At 65.7% G+C, this 17,488-nt stretch carries 8 protein-coding genes and 1 pseudogene; 6 read left to right on the forward strand and 3 right to left on the reverse strand.

Annotated features, from left to right (window positions below):
• Positions 1 to 39: 39 nt before the first annotated feature.
• Complete coding sequence (locus DF200_RS02195; protein ID WP_109136661.1) at positions 40 to 2,859, forward strand: hypothetical protein; 2,820 nt, start codon at positions 40 to 42, stop codon at positions 2,857 to 2,859.
• Positions 2,860 to 2,884: 25 nt separating this feature from the next.
• Positions 2,885 to 7,505 (forward strand): annotated as a pseudogene (locus DF200_RS11340) (ATP-dependent helicase).
• Positions 7,506 to 7,518: 13 nt separating this feature from the next.
• On the opposite strand, the gene DF200_RS02210 reads toward DF200_RS11340, so the two are convergent.
• A complete protein-coding gene (locus DF200_RS02210) occupies positions 7,519 to 10,173 on the reverse strand; it encodes a DNA gyrase/topoisomerase IV subunit A (RefSeq protein ID WP_241520090.1) in 2,655 nt (884 codons plus the stop codon).
• 78 nt (positions 10,174 to 10,251) lie between these two features.
• Here DF200_RS02210 and DF200_RS02215 point away from each other — a divergent pair, with 78 nt between their 5' ends.
• Positions 10,252 to 11,472 carry an alkaline phosphatase family protein gene (locus tag DF200_RS02215; RefSeq protein ID WP_109136663.1) on the forward strand — a complete coding sequence of 407 codons (1,221 nt, stop codon included), beginning with the start codon at positions 10,252 to 10,254 and terminating at the stop codon, positions 11,470 to 11,472.
• A 9-nt stretch (positions 11,473 to 11,481) separates the two neighbouring features.
• Here DF200_RS02215 and sepH read toward each other — a convergent pair whose 3' ends face one another.
• Entirely contained in the window at positions 11,482 to 12,507 is a 1,026-nt protein-coding gene (gene sepH / locus DF200_RS02220) for a septation protein SepH (RefSeq protein ID WP_109136664.1), read from the reverse strand.
• A 134-nt stretch (positions 12,508 to 12,641) separates the two neighbouring features.
• Here sepH and DF200_RS02225 point away from each other — a divergent pair, with 134 nt between their 5' ends.
• From DF200_RS02225 to DF200_RS02235, 3 genes are all read left to right on the forward strand, one after another.
• Positions 12,642 to 12,938, forward strand: coding sequence for a DUF4193 domain-containing protein (locus DF200_RS02225; protein WP_109136665.1), 297 nt, complete (start codon positions 12,642 to 12,644; stop codon positions 12,936 to 12,938).
• A gap of 1 nt (position 12,939) precedes the next feature.
• The gene (gene dut, locus DF200_RS02230; RefSeq protein WP_109136666.1) at positions 12,940 to 13,413 is read left to right on the forward strand and encodes a dUTP diphosphatase; all 474 of its coding nucleotides are present in this window, start codon (positions 12,940 to 12,942) and stop codon (positions 13,411 to 13,413) included.
• 61 nt (positions 13,414 to 13,474) lie between these two features.
• Positions 13,475 to 15,805, forward strand: a complete 2,331-nt coding sequence (locus tag DF200_RS02235) for a RelA/SpoT family protein (protein ID WP_109136667.1) — start codon at positions 13,475 to 13,477, stop codon at positions 15,803 to 15,805.
• A gap of 239 nt (positions 15,806 to 16,044) precedes the next feature.
• Here the strand turns inward: DF200_RS02235 and DF200_RS02240 are convergent, their stop codons facing one another.
• Positions 16,045 to 17,442, reverse strand: coding sequence for a DUF349 domain-containing protein (locus DF200_RS02240; protein ID WP_109136668.1), 1,398 nt, complete (start codon positions 17,440 to 17,442; stop codon positions 16,045 to 16,047).
• Positions 17,443 to 17,488 lie beyond the last annotated feature (46 nt).

Below are 17,488 nucleotides of genomic sequence, written 5' to 3' on the forward strand. Positions count from 1 at the left end.
TGGCCATGCCATGACGTCGTCAGGAAGGAACGGCATCCGATGAACGCGCACGATGATTTTCTCCATCCAGGCGTATGGAACGCGCCGGCCACCTACTGGTTCTGGCACCGCATCCCCACCATGGGGGAGATCGACGAGCAGATCAGGCGGATGGACGAGGCCGGATACCGTTCCTTCCAGATACAGGCGCGCATGTCGATGCCGCTCGACGAGTATCTGAGCGACGACTACCTGCGCATGTGCCGTCACGCCGCCGACGTCGCCCGAAGCCACGACATGATGGTCGGCATCTATGACGAATACAACTGGCTTTCCGGACATGCGGGCGGACGTGTCGTCGCAGACGGCCACGACGGGCTGCGCGAACGACACCTGTTCCATGTGACGGCGGACGTGGACGGACGGGGACACGTCGAGGGAACCATCGACGGCATCCATGCAGTCGACGTCGACTACCTGCTGCGACAGGGGCGCGAATGGGTGTTCGAGGGCGGCGTTCCCCGATGGGACCAGTGGCGCATCGTCGCCGCCGTGGCCTACGACGCCGACGAACATGGCGCGGCCATCGGCCCGACCGTCACGGACGTGACATCCCGCGCAAGGATCGCATCCGCCGACGCCGATGGCTGCGCCATGACCGCCGATCTCGATGACGTCACGGGGGAGCATCGACGGGTCACCTTCTTCGTATCGGCCCGTTGCGCGACCAGCCGCATGATCAACTACCTCGACCCCGAAGCCGCCCGACGCTTCACCGAGGTCGGCTACGAACCGTACGCGAAGGCGTTCGGCGACCATCTCGGCACCACCGTCGCCTACGTGTTCTTCGACCAGCCCCACGCCTGCTTCTTCGACTGGGCGCAGAACCGTGGCACCACCGCGTCCACGCTCATGTACGATCCGGAATTCTACCGGGAGCTCGCCGAAGAGGCCGGCGACCGCTGGCCTCTGATCCTGCTCGCATGGGCCATCGACGTCGGAGGGGAGACGACGCCGTCGCGTGTCTGGTTCTATGAGCGATACGCCAGGCGCGCCATCGACATGTTCTTCGGCACGCTCGCCACATGGTGCCACGGTCACGGGTTGAGGCTCTGCGGCCATGAGGTGCTCAGCCACGTCTCCTCGTGGGACCCCACCAGCACCATCATCGCCGACGACCCTCGCACCAACTTCGGACTCGACTACTTCGGCATCGACGCGTGGCGCGACGTCACCGGCGTGGACGCGCGCAACGACCATCCACAGCTCTCCGCCAAATTCGGCGATTCCGTGGCACGCAGCCACGGCAGAAGCGGCTGCATCGTGGAGCAGTACTTCGGCCGCACGGTCCCCGGATCCCACTTCGCCGCCGGATGGTGGGAGCTCACCCTCGACCGCCTGCGCTCGCAGACCATGAGGCATCATGTCCTCGGGATGAGGCAACTGCTCATGCACGCCTTTTGGCTCACCGACGGACATGACCCGTCCGGCGACGACGCGGCCGAGATGTTCGTCAACCCCCGGTTCGATTTCGCCCCGGGCGTCAACTATGAGCCGTGGTTCCGTTTCCATCGTCGGTTCGCCGACGAATCCGCCCGGGTCTCCGTGTTCCTCGACGGATGCGAGCCGTTGGACGAAGTCGCCGTGCTGTACCCGCTGACGACGGACTGGGCCCACGGTCCGTCTCATGGGTTCGGACGGCATATGGCCCTATGGTGCGAGAACCTGGCCCGCGACGGCATCGACTACGCCATCATCGACGAACGTGACCTGTGCCGGGGCGAGGCCGACGAGGGGGTCCTGCGTCTTCCGGACGGCCGCTCGTTCCCCGTACTGGCGCTGCCCGACGTGGAGACCCTGCACGACGAACGCTCCGTTCGCGTTCTGGAGCGTTTCGTCCGCACGGGTGGCACCGTGCTCGCCACCGGGGCCTTCCCCCACGAGGTGGCGGCCCCCGAACCGGGGAGGTGCCATGCCGTGAAACGGCTGAAGACGTTGGCGGATTGCGGGGCGACTGAGGAGGGGACCGTCCGCGTGTATGACGGTCTTCCCGAATGGCGCGCGGTAGCGGCGGACGTGATGGAGTGCGTGTCCCCGCTCCCGCGTGTGACCGACACGTCCCCGGAGATCGGACAGCTATGGGTGCGCAGGGGACGGGACCGCCTCGGATGGCGCATCATGCTGTTCAACGATGCCGATCGGAACAGGACCGTCGTCATCGAAACGGGATCGTCCCATGCGCGGCTCGTCGTCTGGAATCCGTCGGACGGCACGGTAGGGGAGCCGGGCTCGATCCGGGGAACCGGCATCGGGGCGAGCATCGAAACGTCCATGAACCCCCATCAGGTCGTATTGATGCAGATCATCCCGGACGGGGACGCGGCGCCCACGTCGATGACGCTGTCCACCGGATGGCGGTTCATGCCATATGAGGGCCATGAGGCCGACGCACCTGCCGGCATCAGTCCGATGTCTGGCTGGGAACGGCAGGGATATCCCACGTTCTGCGGCATGGGACGATACATCCGGGACGTCGTCATCGATCGGGGAGGGGATGGCGCATGGGATCTGTCGCTGCCGAAGGTCGCAGGGTCCGTCGTCGTCCGGGTCAACGGCGGGACGGTCGCGGAATCGCCATGGCCGGCCGGTCCGATACCGCTTGGACGCGTCATGAAGACCGGTGTGAACAGGCTGGTCCTGGATATACTGCCGTCCGCGGCGAACCGATACTACGCCGGCACCATGCAACAGGGAGACGGCCCCGCACCGTGCGGCCTGCTGGACGCTCCGGTGCTCATACCGCACGTCGACGCAACCGTCGTCGTCCCGACGTCGCAGGCGTCCGGCCGCATAGCCGGCGGAGCCCGGAACCGCGGCTAGGGTGAAACGCATGAACGCGTCCACGATGACGGACGATTCCATGGCATCGTTCTCCGAACAGACGAGACGATGGTTCTCCCGGTCGTTCGGCGAACCCACCGAGGTGCAGCGCATGGCATGGCCGGTCATCGGCGCCGGCGGCGACGCACTCGTCATCGCACCGACCGGCTCCGGCAAGACGCTGGCGGCGTTCCTCTACGCCATAGACCGGATGATACGGGAACGATCCTCCGGACGATGCCCGGAGAAGGACGGGAAAGACGACGGGCATCCAATGCGCGGTTCCGGCGTGCGAGTGCTGTACGTCTCGCCGTTGAAGGCCCTGGGAACCGACGTGGCGAGGAACCTCACCGGACCGTTGGAAGGCATCGCCGACGAATGCGGGCAAGCCGGCGGCGACCGTCCGAACGTCACCGTGGCCATACGTAGCGGCGACTCCACGCCGAAGGAACGCCGTCGAATCGCCTCCCATCCTCCCGACATCCTCGTCACCACACCCGAATCGCTGTACCTGATGCTCACGTCCAGGACGCGTCGCATCCTCGCCACCGTCGACACCGTCATCATCGACGAGGTGCATGCCATCGCCGGGACGAAACGCGGCGCCCATCTCGCCGTCAGCCTGGAACGGCTCGACCGCCTCTCCGGACGGCCTGCCCAGCGCATCGGGCTGTCCGCCACCATCCGGCCCGCCGACGAGGCGGCGCGGTTCCTGGGCGGTACAAGGCCCGTCACCATCGTCGATCCGGCGCAGGCTCCCCGATATGAGCTGAGAATCATCGAACCGGTCAAGGACATGCGTGATCTGGCCGGATCGGCCACCGACGAGGACGACGAGCGCAGCAACGGTTCCATCTGGCCCATGGTCGAGCGCAGCGTGCTCGACGAAGTGCTCACTCATCGCACCACCCTCGTCTTCGTCAACTCGCGGGGGCTATGCGAAAAGCTCACGGCACGGCTCAACGACCTCCATACGCAGCGACGACATGGCCCGCAGCCTTCGCAATACGGTTCCGGCCGGCACTATGCGGCCGTCGTGGGCTCCTCCACCATGCTCGTCAACGACCCCGACCCCGACGACGCCATCGCCATGGCTCATCATGGCTCCGTGTCGAAGGAACGGCGCAGACAGGTCGAATCCGATCTCAAGGCAGGCCGCCTGCGTTGCGTGGTCGCCACCAGCAGCCTCGAACTCGGCATCGACATGGGCACGGTGGACCTCGTCATCCAGATATCGCCGCCGTTCTCCGTCGCCAGCGGACTGCAGCGCGTAGGCAGGGCCGACCACAAGGTCGGCGGCATCTCCCACGCCCTGTTCCATCCCCTGACCCGCGGACAGATTCTCGCCACCACTGCCGCGGTGGAAGCCATGCAGGCAGGGGACATCGAAACGTTCTCCATACCGGCCAACCCGCTTGATGTCCTCGCCCAACAGACCGTGGCCGCGGCCTCCATGGACCCCCTCGACGCGGACGACTGGTACGACACCGTCCGACGCAGCGCGCCCTTCGCGGACCTGCCGAGGACGATGTTCGACGCCGTCATGGGCATGATGTCCGGGGCATACTCCGGCGAGGCGTTCTCCGCGTTCCGTCCCATACTCGTATGGGACCGGCGTACCGGCGCCATCACCGCAAGACCCGGGGCGCAACGACTCGCCGTCACCTCCGGTGGGACCATACCCGACCGTGGCACCTACAGCGTGGTCCTGCCCGACGATGAGGCCGGCGGCGGGTCCAGACGTGTCGGCGAACTCGACGAGGAGATGGTGTACGAGTCCCGGGTGGGGGACGTGATCACCCTCGGCACATCCACCTGGCAGATACGGGAGATCACCCGTGACCGCGTCATCGTGCTACCGGCACCGGGCCGCACCGCGAGACTCCCGTTCTGGCACGGTGACGGCGATGGACGCGACGCCGCATTCGGACGCCGTCTGGGTTCGGTCACCCGCGAACTGTGCGACGGGCTGGCGGGCTCTCGGTTCGACGACCGGACACGGGGCAGGCTGGTCGGCGACGGGCTCGACGGCAACGCCATCGACAATCTCGCGCGGCTGCTCCATGAGCAACGGGCCGCCACCGGCGTAGTACCGGACGACCGCACGCTGGTGATCGAACGCTGCCAGGACGAGGACGGCGACTGGCGCATACTGCTCCATTCGCCATATGGCAGACGAGTACACGAGCCGTGGGCCATGGGCATCAACGCACGTCTGCGCGACCGGTACGGATACGAGGGGCAGACCATGGCCGATGATGACGGCATCGTGCTTCGTCTGCCCGACACCGCGGACGCCATGCCGGGGCCCGACCTGTTCATCTTCGATCCGGATGAACTGGAGGACACCGTTCGCAGGGAGATCGCCGACACCGCGCTATTCGCCGCACGATTCCGCGAATGCGCCGCGCGCTCGCTGTTCATGCCGCGCATGAATCCGGACAGACGCGTCCCCCTATGGCAGCAGCGTCTGCGCGCGGCGCAGCTGCAATCCGTGGCCGGCGGGCTGAAGAACTTCCCCCTCATGCTGGAAGCCGCGCGAGAATGCCTGCAGGACGTTTACGATATGCCGTCCCTGCGTTCGCTGATGGCCGCGCTCGGGGAACGGCGGATCGGCCTCGTGGATGCGATGACCATGGTGCCGTCCCCGTTCGCGCAATCGCTGCTGTTCGGGTATACCGGCGCGAATATGTACCAGTACGATGTGCCCCGGGCGGAACATAGCGCGGCCATGTTGTCCATCGACGCGGACGTGCTCGCCCGTCTGCTGGGCGAAGGGGACGGCGACCTGTCCGGAGTGCTGGACCCCGATGTGATCGCTGACGTCGAACGAAGTCTGCAACGGTTGTCCGACGACCGACGCGGCCATGGGACGGAGGGCGTGGCCGATCTGCTGCGAGTGCTCGGACCGTTGACCGCGGAGGAGATCATGCTGCGGATCGAACCGGATGCCGTCGACAGGGGGGACGGACGGCACGGCCCGGATCCGGCGGGTGGACGACATGCTGGAGACGCTGCACGCGGCGGGGAGGGCCGTGCCGATGCCCATCGGCGCGCACCGGTACTGGGCCATGCCCGATGACCGGCGTCGTCTGGACGAGGATCCCGACGACCTGATCCTTCGGTACGCGCATACGCACGGTCCGTTCGCCGCGCAGGCCATCGCCGGACGGTTCGGACTTCACCTGGGGCAGACCAGAGCCGAACTGCGCGACCTCGCGGCGGAGGGGAGGCTGCTTTCCGGCACGTTCCTCGCCGCCGCGGCGTCGGACGGCGATTCGGGGGAGCGGCAATATCTGCATCCGGACGTGTTCCGCATCATACGCTCCCGTTCCCTGGCCCGGGCCAGGGACTCCATCCGACCGGTAGACGGGGCGTCATACCAGCGCATGGTGCTGTCCCTGCAGGGGGCGGGGGCCGTGGGAGGGGAGCGCTACGACGGCGGGGACGGTGTGCTGCGGGTCATCGAGCAGCTGGAGGGTGTGGCGTTGCCGGCGGCATTATGGGAGACCGCGGTGTTCCCCGCACGGATCCGCAACTACCGTCCGGGGATGCTCGACGAGCTGCTTGCGTCATCGACCGTTGCATGGGTGGGGTCCAGGCCCCGCAGGGATACTCACGGGGTCGGCGATATCGCCTGGTATGTCGCCGACTCCGTCATCATGCCCGATCCGTCCGCAAGCCCGGACATGGACCCCATCCTCGCCCGTATGCGGGGTGGAGGAGCCTTCCCCGCACGGCAATTGGACGATGGCGAGGGGGGCTCGCGCTTCGCGAACCACATGCGGACGCTGATATGGCAAGGGCTCATCACCGGTAGTACGTTCGCTCCGATACGGTCGATGATCGGCGCTTCGACGGGACGGACGCCGCATGCGACGGGCGGACGCACGGCGACGGGAGCCCGCGCAAGGATGCGGAGAATCGCGAATGCATCGGCATATGCCGGATTCGGGGGACTGTGGTCAGGCGTTGCCGCCGCCGCGCGCATGGACGACGAGGAATCCGCGCCGGCACGACGTCTGATCGCGGTCGTCGACATGCTGCTCGACCGGTACGGTGTCATCGCGCCCCCGTTGACGGAGGCGGCCGGGGTGGATGGAGGATTCTCCGCATTGTATCCCGTTCTGAAGGCCATGGAGGAGAACGGCGATTTGGTCCGCGGCATGTTCGTGGACGGTCTGGGCGCGGCGCAGTTCGCAAGACGTCGGGACGTGGACGCGTTGCGCGGCTGCGCCGAGAAACCGCAGGAGACCGTGACCGCGTTGGACACGCTCGACCCGGCGAATCTGTACGGCACGGTTCTGCCATGGCCTGCCTGTGGCCAGGGCCCGACGCAGACGGCGGCGTCCCGTCCCACGAGACGCGCCGGCACCACGACCGTCATCGTCGACGGCGCGGCCATCCTGTACGCCGCGCCACGGAGTCATCATCTCACCGTGCTGGCCCCCATCGACGACGCCCACGAACGGGTGCTGCGGCGGGCCCTTGGGGAATTGGCATACGCGTTGCGACGCCGGTACCAATCCACGGTGTTGTTCTCCGACGTCAACGGCATTCCGCTCACCTCACGCACCACGATGCGGGTCTGGATGCGGGCGGCGGGATTCACACCGTCGCCTCAGGGCATGAAGCTGTACCCCTGATGATCCGATGAACTCACGCCACGGCGGCGATGGGGGATGCGACCTCCACGCCGGAGGCGTCACGCCGCATGTCCACGTGGGGCAGTTCCACGGGGGAGCCGGAGGATGACGCCGCGAACAGCGGCCAGAGGCCGACGTGGGCGAGGATCAGCGTGTTCTGCCCCTTGAGGAACCGCTGGGACCGCACACCGCCGGTCCCACGCCCCTTGGTCGGGTACATCTCCAGCGGCGTCACCTTGGCCGCGCCGTTCTCCGTGCCCTCCAGGGCGTCGGAGTCCCCGGCCACGGTGAGCACCACCGCGCCCGACTGCATGGCCGCGCCGTCTCCGTCCCCGCCTGTCGTCCACGCCACCTTGCCGGCAGGTATGGCGGCGAACGCGGCCACATGGCATCCCTCGGCCAGACGAATGCCGGCCATGCCGGCGGAGTTCCTGCCCTGCGCACGCACCTTGGCCCCCTCGAAGGTCAGCAGCGAGGAGTCCGTGGAGACGAACACCAGATGGTCGTCGTCGCCGGCGGGCTGGGCGGCCAGGGCGGCGTCGCCGTCCTTGAGGTCGATGACCGACCAGGAATCCATGGTCGTGGGGGATTCACGGTTCCAGCGTTTGATGACTCCTCCCCGCGTGCCTATGGCCAGCGGGCGCTCGTCGTCGAGGGAGACCGCGGCTATCGTACGCTCCCCATCGATCGGGTCCGTGCTTTCCGTCATCGTCAGCAGTTCGTCGGCCTTCACCCCGTCCGCCACACTGAACGACGGCGACGCCTGCAGCACCGGAAGATCGGCCACATGCGCCAGCACGAAACGGCCTGCGGACGTGACCAGTCCGTAATCGGATGTGGTGGTGGTCGCGAAGATGGAGACGATCTGGTCGTCTTTCGCGCGCGGCGTCGACGTCGTGCGCGATTCGTATGCGTCGATGACCCCGGCGGGTGCTCGGGCTATCAGTCCGGATGCGCTGAGCATGACGGTGCACGGCTCGTCGGCGATGGTCAGCGGCATGCCCTCCGGTTTGACGATCGCCGAGGCCGACTTCGCCGTGCTTGCGGACGACGCTGCACCGGAGACGTCGGAGATCGCCTGGATGGCGGCCGACGCCATGGAAGAGTCACCGCCTTCGGCTTTGCCGGCAAGGCTGTGCACGGCGGTAAGATTGCCGTTCTCGTCGGCATCGAGCAGCACGGTCCGCCGAGGATCGCCCCACTTGGCGACGGCCTCGTCCATCTCCTCGGTCACCACGCGGTCGAGACGGGACTCGGATCCCAGGATCTCCGTGAGCTCATCGATGCGGCGACGCAGGTCGTCCCGCTCGGATTCCAGCTCGATGCGACTCATCTTCGTAAGCCTGCGCAGCCGCAGGTCGAGGATGTACTGCGACTGGACCTCGTCGAGGTCGAACACGGCCATCAGCCTCGTCTTGGCGGTGTCGGCGTCCTCGGAACTGCGTATCACCCGTATGACCTCGTCGATGTCGATCAGCGCCAGCAGCAGGCCCTCGACCAGATGCAGACGCTCCTGCGCCTTGCGTCTGCGGAATTCGCTGCGTCTGCGGATGACGCCGCGCCGATGGTCTATCCACACCTCAAGCAGTTCGCGCAGGCCCATGGTGTGCGGCCGGCCGTTCACCAGCGCCACGTTGTTGATGGTGAACGAGTCCTGCAGCGGCGTGTGGCGGAACAGCTGCGCGAGCACCGCCTCCGGGTTGAATCCCGTCTTTACCTCGATGACGATGCGTGTGCCGTTATGGCGGTCCGTCAGGTCGATGGCTCCGGTGACGCCTTCGATCTTCTTGTTCTTCACCCCTTCGGAGATGCGCTCCAGCACCTTCTCCGGACCGACCATGAACGGCAGCTGCGTCACCACGATGCCCTTCTTTCGGGCTGTGATGTTCTCGATGTGCGTCACCGAACGCGTGACGAACGATCCGCGGCCCGTCCGATAGGCGTCCCGGATGCCGTCGCGGCCGATGATGATGCCGCCGCCCGGCAGGTCGGGGCCGGGGACGTACCGCATGAGATCCTCGACCGATGCCCCGGGATTCGCCATGAGATGCTTCGCCGCGGCCACGACCTCGCCGAGGTTGTGCGTGATCATGTTCGTGGCCATGCCCACCGCGATGCCGGACGACCCGTTGACCAGCAGGTTCGGTATGGCGGATGGCAGCACCTCCGGCTCTTCGAGCTTGTTGTCGTAGTTCGGGCGGAAGGCGACCGTCTCCTCGTCGATGTCCGCGTTCATGCCCAGCGCCGCCGGAGCCAGCCGGGCTTCGGTGTACCGGGACGCCGCGGGACCGTCGTCAAGCGAGCCGAAGTTGCCGTGGCCGTCGACCAGCGGCAGACGCATGGCGAACGGCTGGGCCAGACGCACCATGGCCTCGTAGATCGCCGAATCTCCGTGCGGGTGCAGCTTGCCCATGACCTCGCCGACCACACGGGCCGACTTCATGTACGCGCGGTCCGGGGTCAGGTTCATCTCCCCCATCTGGTAGACGATGCGCCGCTGCACCGGCTTGAGACCGTCGCGCGCGTCGGGCAGGGCGCGCGCGTAGATCACCGAGTACGCGTATTCGAGGAACGACTTGCTCATCTCCTCGTTCAACGGCGTATCGACGATGTTCTCCTTGACCGTGCGCGGGTCGAAGGACGGTTTGGTTCTGTGCTTGGTGGCCAACGCGTGAACTCCTTACATGGGTGAATCGACTATCTATATTACGACCACTTGACCTGCACAGGTGGTTCAATGGGACGTATGAGTATGGAAGTGCCCGATTCAGCCGACCTGCTGCGTCTGCAGCCTACGGTGCGTTACGATGCGATGGACGCCGGTCTCCGAGGGGGGAGCCGGCATCTTTCCGCCGTGTTGCCCGCCATGTCCTCCGCGATCGGGCATCCCGTGCCGACCCCGCTGCATCCCGATCCGGACCGGGCCCGCGACGAACTCGGCCTGCCGGACGCCTCCAGCGCCATCGTGGTGCTGATCGACGGACTGGGCTTCTGGAATCTCGCCCTGCGACGCGGCCATGCGCGATACCTGCGTTCCCTGATGGCGGATTCCGCCAACGGACGTCCCATCTCCACGTGCTATCCGAGCACCACCGTCGCCGCGATGAGCACGTTCGGCACGGGGACCTGCCCGGGGCTCACCGGCATGACGGGATACACGCAGCTGAACCCGGACACAGGCCGGATCTGCCAGCTCATCCAGTTCAAGGACGCCATGGAACCCGAGCGTCTGCAGACACAGCCGACGATCTTCGAGCGACTGGCCGCGGAACATGTGCGCGTCACATCATCGGGCCTGCCCAAGTTCATTTCCTCCCCGTTGACCAGGGCGGCGTTCCGCGGCGCCGACTACATTCCCAACATCCATCCCAAGGACAGGGTGATGGCCGCGTGCGAGGCGGCGCGCACGCCCGGTCTGACCTACCTGTACATCCGGGACGCGGACAAGACCGGACACAACTACGGCTGGAACTCGGACAAATGGATCGGCGTCTTCGAACGTATCGACGCGCAACTCGTCATGCTCCGGCGCAACGCGCCCAAGGGGACGCTGATCGTCATAACGGCCGACCACGGCATGGTGGCCACCGATCCGGAGCAGCGCATCGACATCGCCGTCGAACCCGATCTCTCCCGGGATGTGGCCGCGGTGGGCGGGGAGCCCCGCGCGGTCATGCTGTACGCGGAGCCGGGGACGAGCCCGGAAACCCTTGCGGAGCGCTGGCGGAACCGGCTGGGGGAGCGTGCGCTCGTGCGCACACGGGATCAGGCCATCGACGAAGGTGTCTACGGACCGGTCGATGACCGGGTGAGGCCGATGCTCGGCGACGTGCTGGTCAGCGCCGCGGACCGCGTCACCATCGTCGACTCGCGCACCCAGAGCGACAAGGCCACCCGGCTGCCATCGGTCCATGGGTCGCAGACCAGCGTCGAGATGGACATACCCTTCCTCGTCGACGTCGTCTAGACGTCCGCATCATTCCCCGAACAGGATCTCATCCCAACTGGGCACCGCCGAACGGCGGGATTTGCGCTTCTGCCGGTCGGGGTCCTGCGCGTCCCCACCGTCTTCGCCATCGTCCGGGAGCAACGGTTTGACCTTGGCCCCGGCTCCGGCGCGATCGCCCGGCTCCTCCGGGGTCTTGCCATACAGCCAGTCGTCCGTGCCGTCCGTGCCTCCGGCATCGCCGGCGGCGGGATTGGGCGGCAGATCGGGCTTGGGCGGGTTCGAGGCCGTGTCCCTGCGTTCCGGCAGCGGCACCGTGGACGTCGATGCCTTCTTTGCGGTCGTGCCCAGGGTATCCGGGGCATGAGAGTCCACTATATGGACGTCATTGGCGGGAGTCGGAGATCCCTCCTGAACGGGGAAGGGTCCGAACCGGTCGTCAAGCGTGCTTTGCCCGGAGGCGGGGTCGAACTCCGACGACTTCAGCAGCTTGCGCGCCGTCGAATTCATGGGCGTCACCGAGTTGTCGCGCATGTCCCATGACCATTCCGCCTTGATGGTCCTTCCGGCGGCCTCGAACGTCGCATGGACATGCCATGGCTCGCGTTTGTTCCTGGTCGCCTGCCATGTCACCGAATCCATGGATACGTGGGCGGCGCGCAACGACGCCCCGATGACGTCCGAGACCTTGCGGTTCCGGGGGCTTCCCGGCATGGGGGAGGAGAAGAACTGGTTGACCGCATACCGCTTCTCCGTCTCGATCGGCTGGGCGAACCGACGGACCAGGGCCTCGCTCAGCGAGTATTCCCCGGCGATCTCCCCGGTGGTATGACCGGCGCGGATCATGGACTGGATCGTCGAGATGGGAATCGTGGAGCTCGCCTGGGGATTGGGCTTGCCCTCATTCTCCTCCCTGATCTGCCTGCTGGCGAGAATGCCCTGCTCAAGCCGGTCGTCGACGCGCACGGCGAATTGCCGTCCCTCAAGGGAGAACACCAGATCGCCGCGTTCGCTGACCTTCTCGAAATGCGCTACCTTGAGCGTTTCGTTCGACATATGTGGCACCCGACTTCCAAAAAAATTACCGATTACTTCTATTGTGCCCCACGTGTCGTATTTTGCGGGTATTTGAAATCGTGTATCCTATGGCGCAGAACACGACACCATTTTTCGGGAAAAGAGGTTCTCACATGGCACAGGATTATGATTCCCCCAGGAGCAAGGACGAGGACGAGGAGTCCATCGAGGCCCTGGGAAAGAACTCGCGGCAGAGCCAGGCGGGGGACATCGACGATGATGAGAACGCCATCGCCGAGGACTATGAGCTGCCGGGCGCCGATCTGAGCAACGAGGACTCCTCGGTCACCGTCATCCCGATGCAGGGTGACGAGTTCGTGTGCTCCGAATGCTTCCTCGTCAAGCACCGCAGCCAGCTCGCATACACCACCGACGACGGCGACCCCGTATGCGAGGAGTGCGCTGGCTGACATGGCGTACGACGAAGCATATGACGGTCCGGAGAACATCGAGGTTCTGGTCCGTTCCCTGGACGGCTCACCGGTGAGGTTGCGCTATGCCCATGCCGGCGACGCCGGGGCGGACCTCGTGACCACCGAGCATGTGAGGCTCGCCCCCTTCCAGCGCGCGTTGGTTCCCACGGGGCTGTCCATCGCCCTGCCAAGCGGATATGTGGGGCTGGTGCATCCCCGGTCGGGACTCGCGGTCAAGCGCGGCGTCACCGTGCTGAACGCGCCGGGAACCATAGACGCCGGATACCGTGGCGAGATCAAGGTGCCGCTCATCAATCTCGACCCGGAGCACGACGTCGTCTTCGAGCCGGGGGACCGCATCGCCCAATTGGTGATCCAACGATACGTCGAGGCGCGGTTCGTCGAGGCCGTGTCCCTCCCCGGCTCCGACAGGGCGGAGCGGGGATTCGGCTCCACCGGGGTCAATTCCTGAACGGGCGTCTACAATAGGCAGCATCACTGGGGCCATCATGGGGCAGGGAGAGGAGCGAAGCATGGGCACGCATACCATTGACAAGCCGAAGGACATCTCCGCGCATGCGCTTGGATGCGAGATCAGCACGGATCCTTTGAACCCGCTGCGGCCGATCTGGCAGATATGCGAGCTGCACCATCCCGGCGAGGACCTGTCGATACTCCAACGGGCCTACGACCGCGCGGTGGTCCAACATGCCCCGCAGCGGCGCAACTCGGGAGAACCGTACATCATCCACCCCCTTGCCGTGGCGCAGATCCTCGCCGATCTTGGCATGGGGCCGTTGGTCGTGGCCGCCGGGCTCCTGCACGACACCGTGGAGGACACCGATTACACACTCGACCAATGCCGTCGGGAGTTCGGCGACACCGTGGCCGGACTGGTGGACGGCGTCACCAAGCTCTCCAAGATGGACTACGGAGACTCGGCCCAGGCCGAGACCATCCGGAAGATGGTGGTGGCGATGAGCCGGGACGTGCGTGTGCTGGTCGTCAAGCTCGCCGACCGCGTGCATAACGCGCGCACATGGCGTTATGTGAAGACCTCCAGCGCCCAGCGCAAGGCCCGGGAGACACTCGACGTCTATGCGCCGCTGGCGAACCGTCTGGGTATGAACGCCATCAAGACCGAGCTTGAGGAACTGAGCTTCAAGGTGCTCTATCCGAAGATCTACAACGAGATCGTAGTGCTCGTGGCCCGTCGCGCCGGGCAGCGTGAGGTGTATCTCAAGCAGATCCTTGAGGAGGTCAACGCCGATCTTAGGAAGCAGGGCGTCAAGGCGTATGTGACCGGTCGTCCGAAGGACTATTTCAGCATCTATCAGAAAATGATCGTGCGTGGCCATGATTTCGAGAACATCTACGATTTGGTGGGTGTACGCATCATCGTCGATTCGATTCGCGACTGCTATGCCGCGCTCGGTGCCGTGCATGCCCGATGGAACCCGGTCCCCGGACGGTTCAAGGACTACATCGCCATGCCGAAGCTCAACATGTACCAGTCCCTGCATACCACGGTGGTCGGTCCCGGCGGCAAGCCGGTGGAGATTCAGATTCGTACGTGGGACATGCACCGGCGGGCGGAATTCGGCATCGCGGCCCATTGGAAATACAAGGAGAACGGCCAGGCTGGCCGTGCGTTGTCGTCGCCGGACAAGTCGGACCGCCGACGTGAGAAGGACGGCGAGTATCGCGAGCTTTCCGAGGCCGACAACCTCAAGTGGATCCAACAGCTCGCCGACTGGACGAGCGAGACCCCCGACTCCGACGAGTTCCTGGGCTCCCTGAAGCAGGATCTCGGTTCGGCCGAGGTCTATGTATTCACCCCCAAGGGCAAGATCGTGTCCCTGCCTGCGGCCGCCACTCCGGTCGATTTCGCCTACGCCGTGCATACCGAGGTCGGACACCGGACCATGGGCGCCCGCGTCAACGGACGGCTGGTGCCGCTTGACACCAAGCTCGACAACGGCGACACCGTGGAGATACTCACCTCGAAGTCCGATACCGCCGGCCCCTCAAGGGACTGGCTCAGCTTTGTCAAGAGCCCCAAGGCCCGCAACAAGATCCGGCAATGGTTCAGCAAGGAACGCCGGAGCGAGGCCATCGAGGAGGGGCGCGAGGAACTGACGCGCGCCATGCGCAAGCGCAACATGCCCATTTCGACGCTGCTGACCCCGGAAGCACTGATTGGCGTGGCCGAGGAGCTGAACTACCCCGACCCGAACGCCGTGTTCGCGGCCATCGGGGAGGGCCAGGTATCCACGCAGAACGTCATATCCCGTCTGGTCAAGGACGTTGGTCCGGCGGAGGTCGACGACGAGGTGGAGCAGGAGGCGCTGCCGTTGCAGCGTGTTCGCAATGTGGACGCGGCTCCGGGCGTGTCGGTCAAGGGTGTGGACAACATATGGGTCAAACTCGCCAAATGCTGCATGCCCGTACCGGGCGATTCCATCATCGGCTTCATCACCCGCGCCCAGGGCGTGTCGGTGCATCGCGCCGACTGCCAGAATCTTCTCGACCTCAAGAAGCACCAGCCCGACCGCATCGTCGACGTCTCATGGGCGAATGCCAACGGAACCTTCCTGGTGAAGATCCAGGTGGAGGCGCTTGACCGTCCGCATCTGCTGTCGGACGTCACCCGTATGCTGTCCGACCACGGCGTGAACATCATCTCCGGCTCCATCGCCACCGGCGACGACCGTGTGGCCACCAGCCAGTTCGTCTTCGAGATGGCCGACCCCCAGCATCTGACCACACTGCTGGCTGCCGTGCGCAAGATCGACGGCGTCTTCGACTGCTACCGCATCACCGGAGCCAAGGACAGCGCGGAACCCAAACTTCGTCACATGTGAGCATCCCGACGCAAGGCGCTTGATTCGCAAGGCGCTTGATTCCGATTGGCTCCCCTCCATGAGGGGAGCTGCCCGCGAAGCGGACTGAGGAGAGCGACACCCACGGTTGCCATACCCTTCAGGTCCCGCCAAACGTCTCATCACTCGGAACGAGACAAGGACGGGCCATACCGGCCGAAAACCCGGCGCCCGGCACGCGACTATCGCGTGCCGGGCTCCTGCATACCCATAACCGGCAATTACTTCACCGCGTTGAGCCACTGCTCCTTGGTGGCCTTCTCCGCCTCAAGGGCGGCCTTCTTCTTCGGGTCGGTGGCTGCGGCGATCTTCTCGTCGAGTTCGGCGAGCTGAGCGGTCAGCTGCTCCTCGAAGTCCGACTTGCGGGCGTCGGTCTCCGGGTCGGTCTGCTTCCACTCGGCGTCCTCGACGGCCTTGATCTGCTTCTCGACGTCGTCGAGACGGCTTTCGATGCGGTGCACGTCGCCGCGCGGCACGAAACCGATCTCATCCCATTCGTCCTGGATCTTGCCGAGAGCCTGGCGGGCGGCCTTCGCGGCCTTGACGTCCTTGACGGGCAACAGGGCCTCCGCCTTCTTGAGCAGCTCCTCCTTCTTCGCGAGGTTCTCCTTCTCGCTGGAGCTGATCTGATCACGATCGGCCTGACGCGCATTGAAGAACGTGTCGGCGGCTTCGCGGAAGCGACCCCACAGGGCGTCGTCGTCGTTGCGTCCGGCACGTCCGGCCTTCTTCCAACGGTCCATGAGCTCGTTGAACTTGCGCGAGGTGGCCACCCATTCGGTCGAATCCTTGATGGCGTTGGCCTCCTCGATGATGGCCTCCTTGGCGCTCTTCGCCTGTGCGCGTTCGGCGTCGCGGTTCTGGGCCCACTTGCGGCGTGACTGGTTGAACGTGGTGCGTGCCGCGGAGAAGCGCTTCCACAACGCGTCCGCCTGGGCCTTGTCGATGCGCACGCTGGTGCGCTGATGCGCCTGCCATTCGTCGAACAGGGCGCGGAACTTGTCGGCTGTGGAACGCCAATTCGTCCTGTCGCCGAGGGACGCGGCCAACGCCTCCGCCTTCTCCACGATGGCGGTGCGCTCCTCCACGGCCTTGGCCACGGCGGCCTTGCGGGCGGCGGACAGCTCCTCCTTCTTCGCCGCACCGGCGGTCTTGAGCTGCTCAAGCTGGGCCCTGAGCGAAGGCAGGTCGCCCACGACCGGGGGATTGTCCACCTCCTGCTCCAGCAGCTTCAGGGATTCATCGATCTCATGGGGCTTGATGCCTGCCGACTTCAGACGCGTGGCCAGAAAGTCCAACTTGGCCTTGAGGTCGAGGAACCGCGTGGCGTACAGCTTCAGGGCCTCCGACTTGTCCGCGTCCGCGAACTGGCCGACCTCGCGCTCGGCGTCGCCGTCCTTGACGAACACGGTGCCGTCGTCGGCGACGCGTCCGAAGGCCTCGGCCTTGGCGATGTCCTCGTCGGAATACGTGCTCTTCACCACCGCGACCTTGGGGGTCTTCCTGGCGAAGGCCGCCGGCGACGGCGCATGTGGCTTCGGCGTCGCCTTGGGTCGTGCTGCGGCTTTCGCTGCTGCTGCGGATACGTTCTCGGGTGTGGTTGCAGTCTCGTCCGACATGGCCAGCTCCTTGTGTTCTTGCGTGAGAGAGATGGGAAGAACCATG

The sequence above is a fragment of the Bifidobacterium catulorum genome, assembly GCF_003129925.1.
GTDB classification, from domain to species: Bacteria; Actinomycetota; Actinomycetes; order Actinomycetales; family Bifidobacteriaceae; genus Galliscardovia; species Galliscardovia catulorum.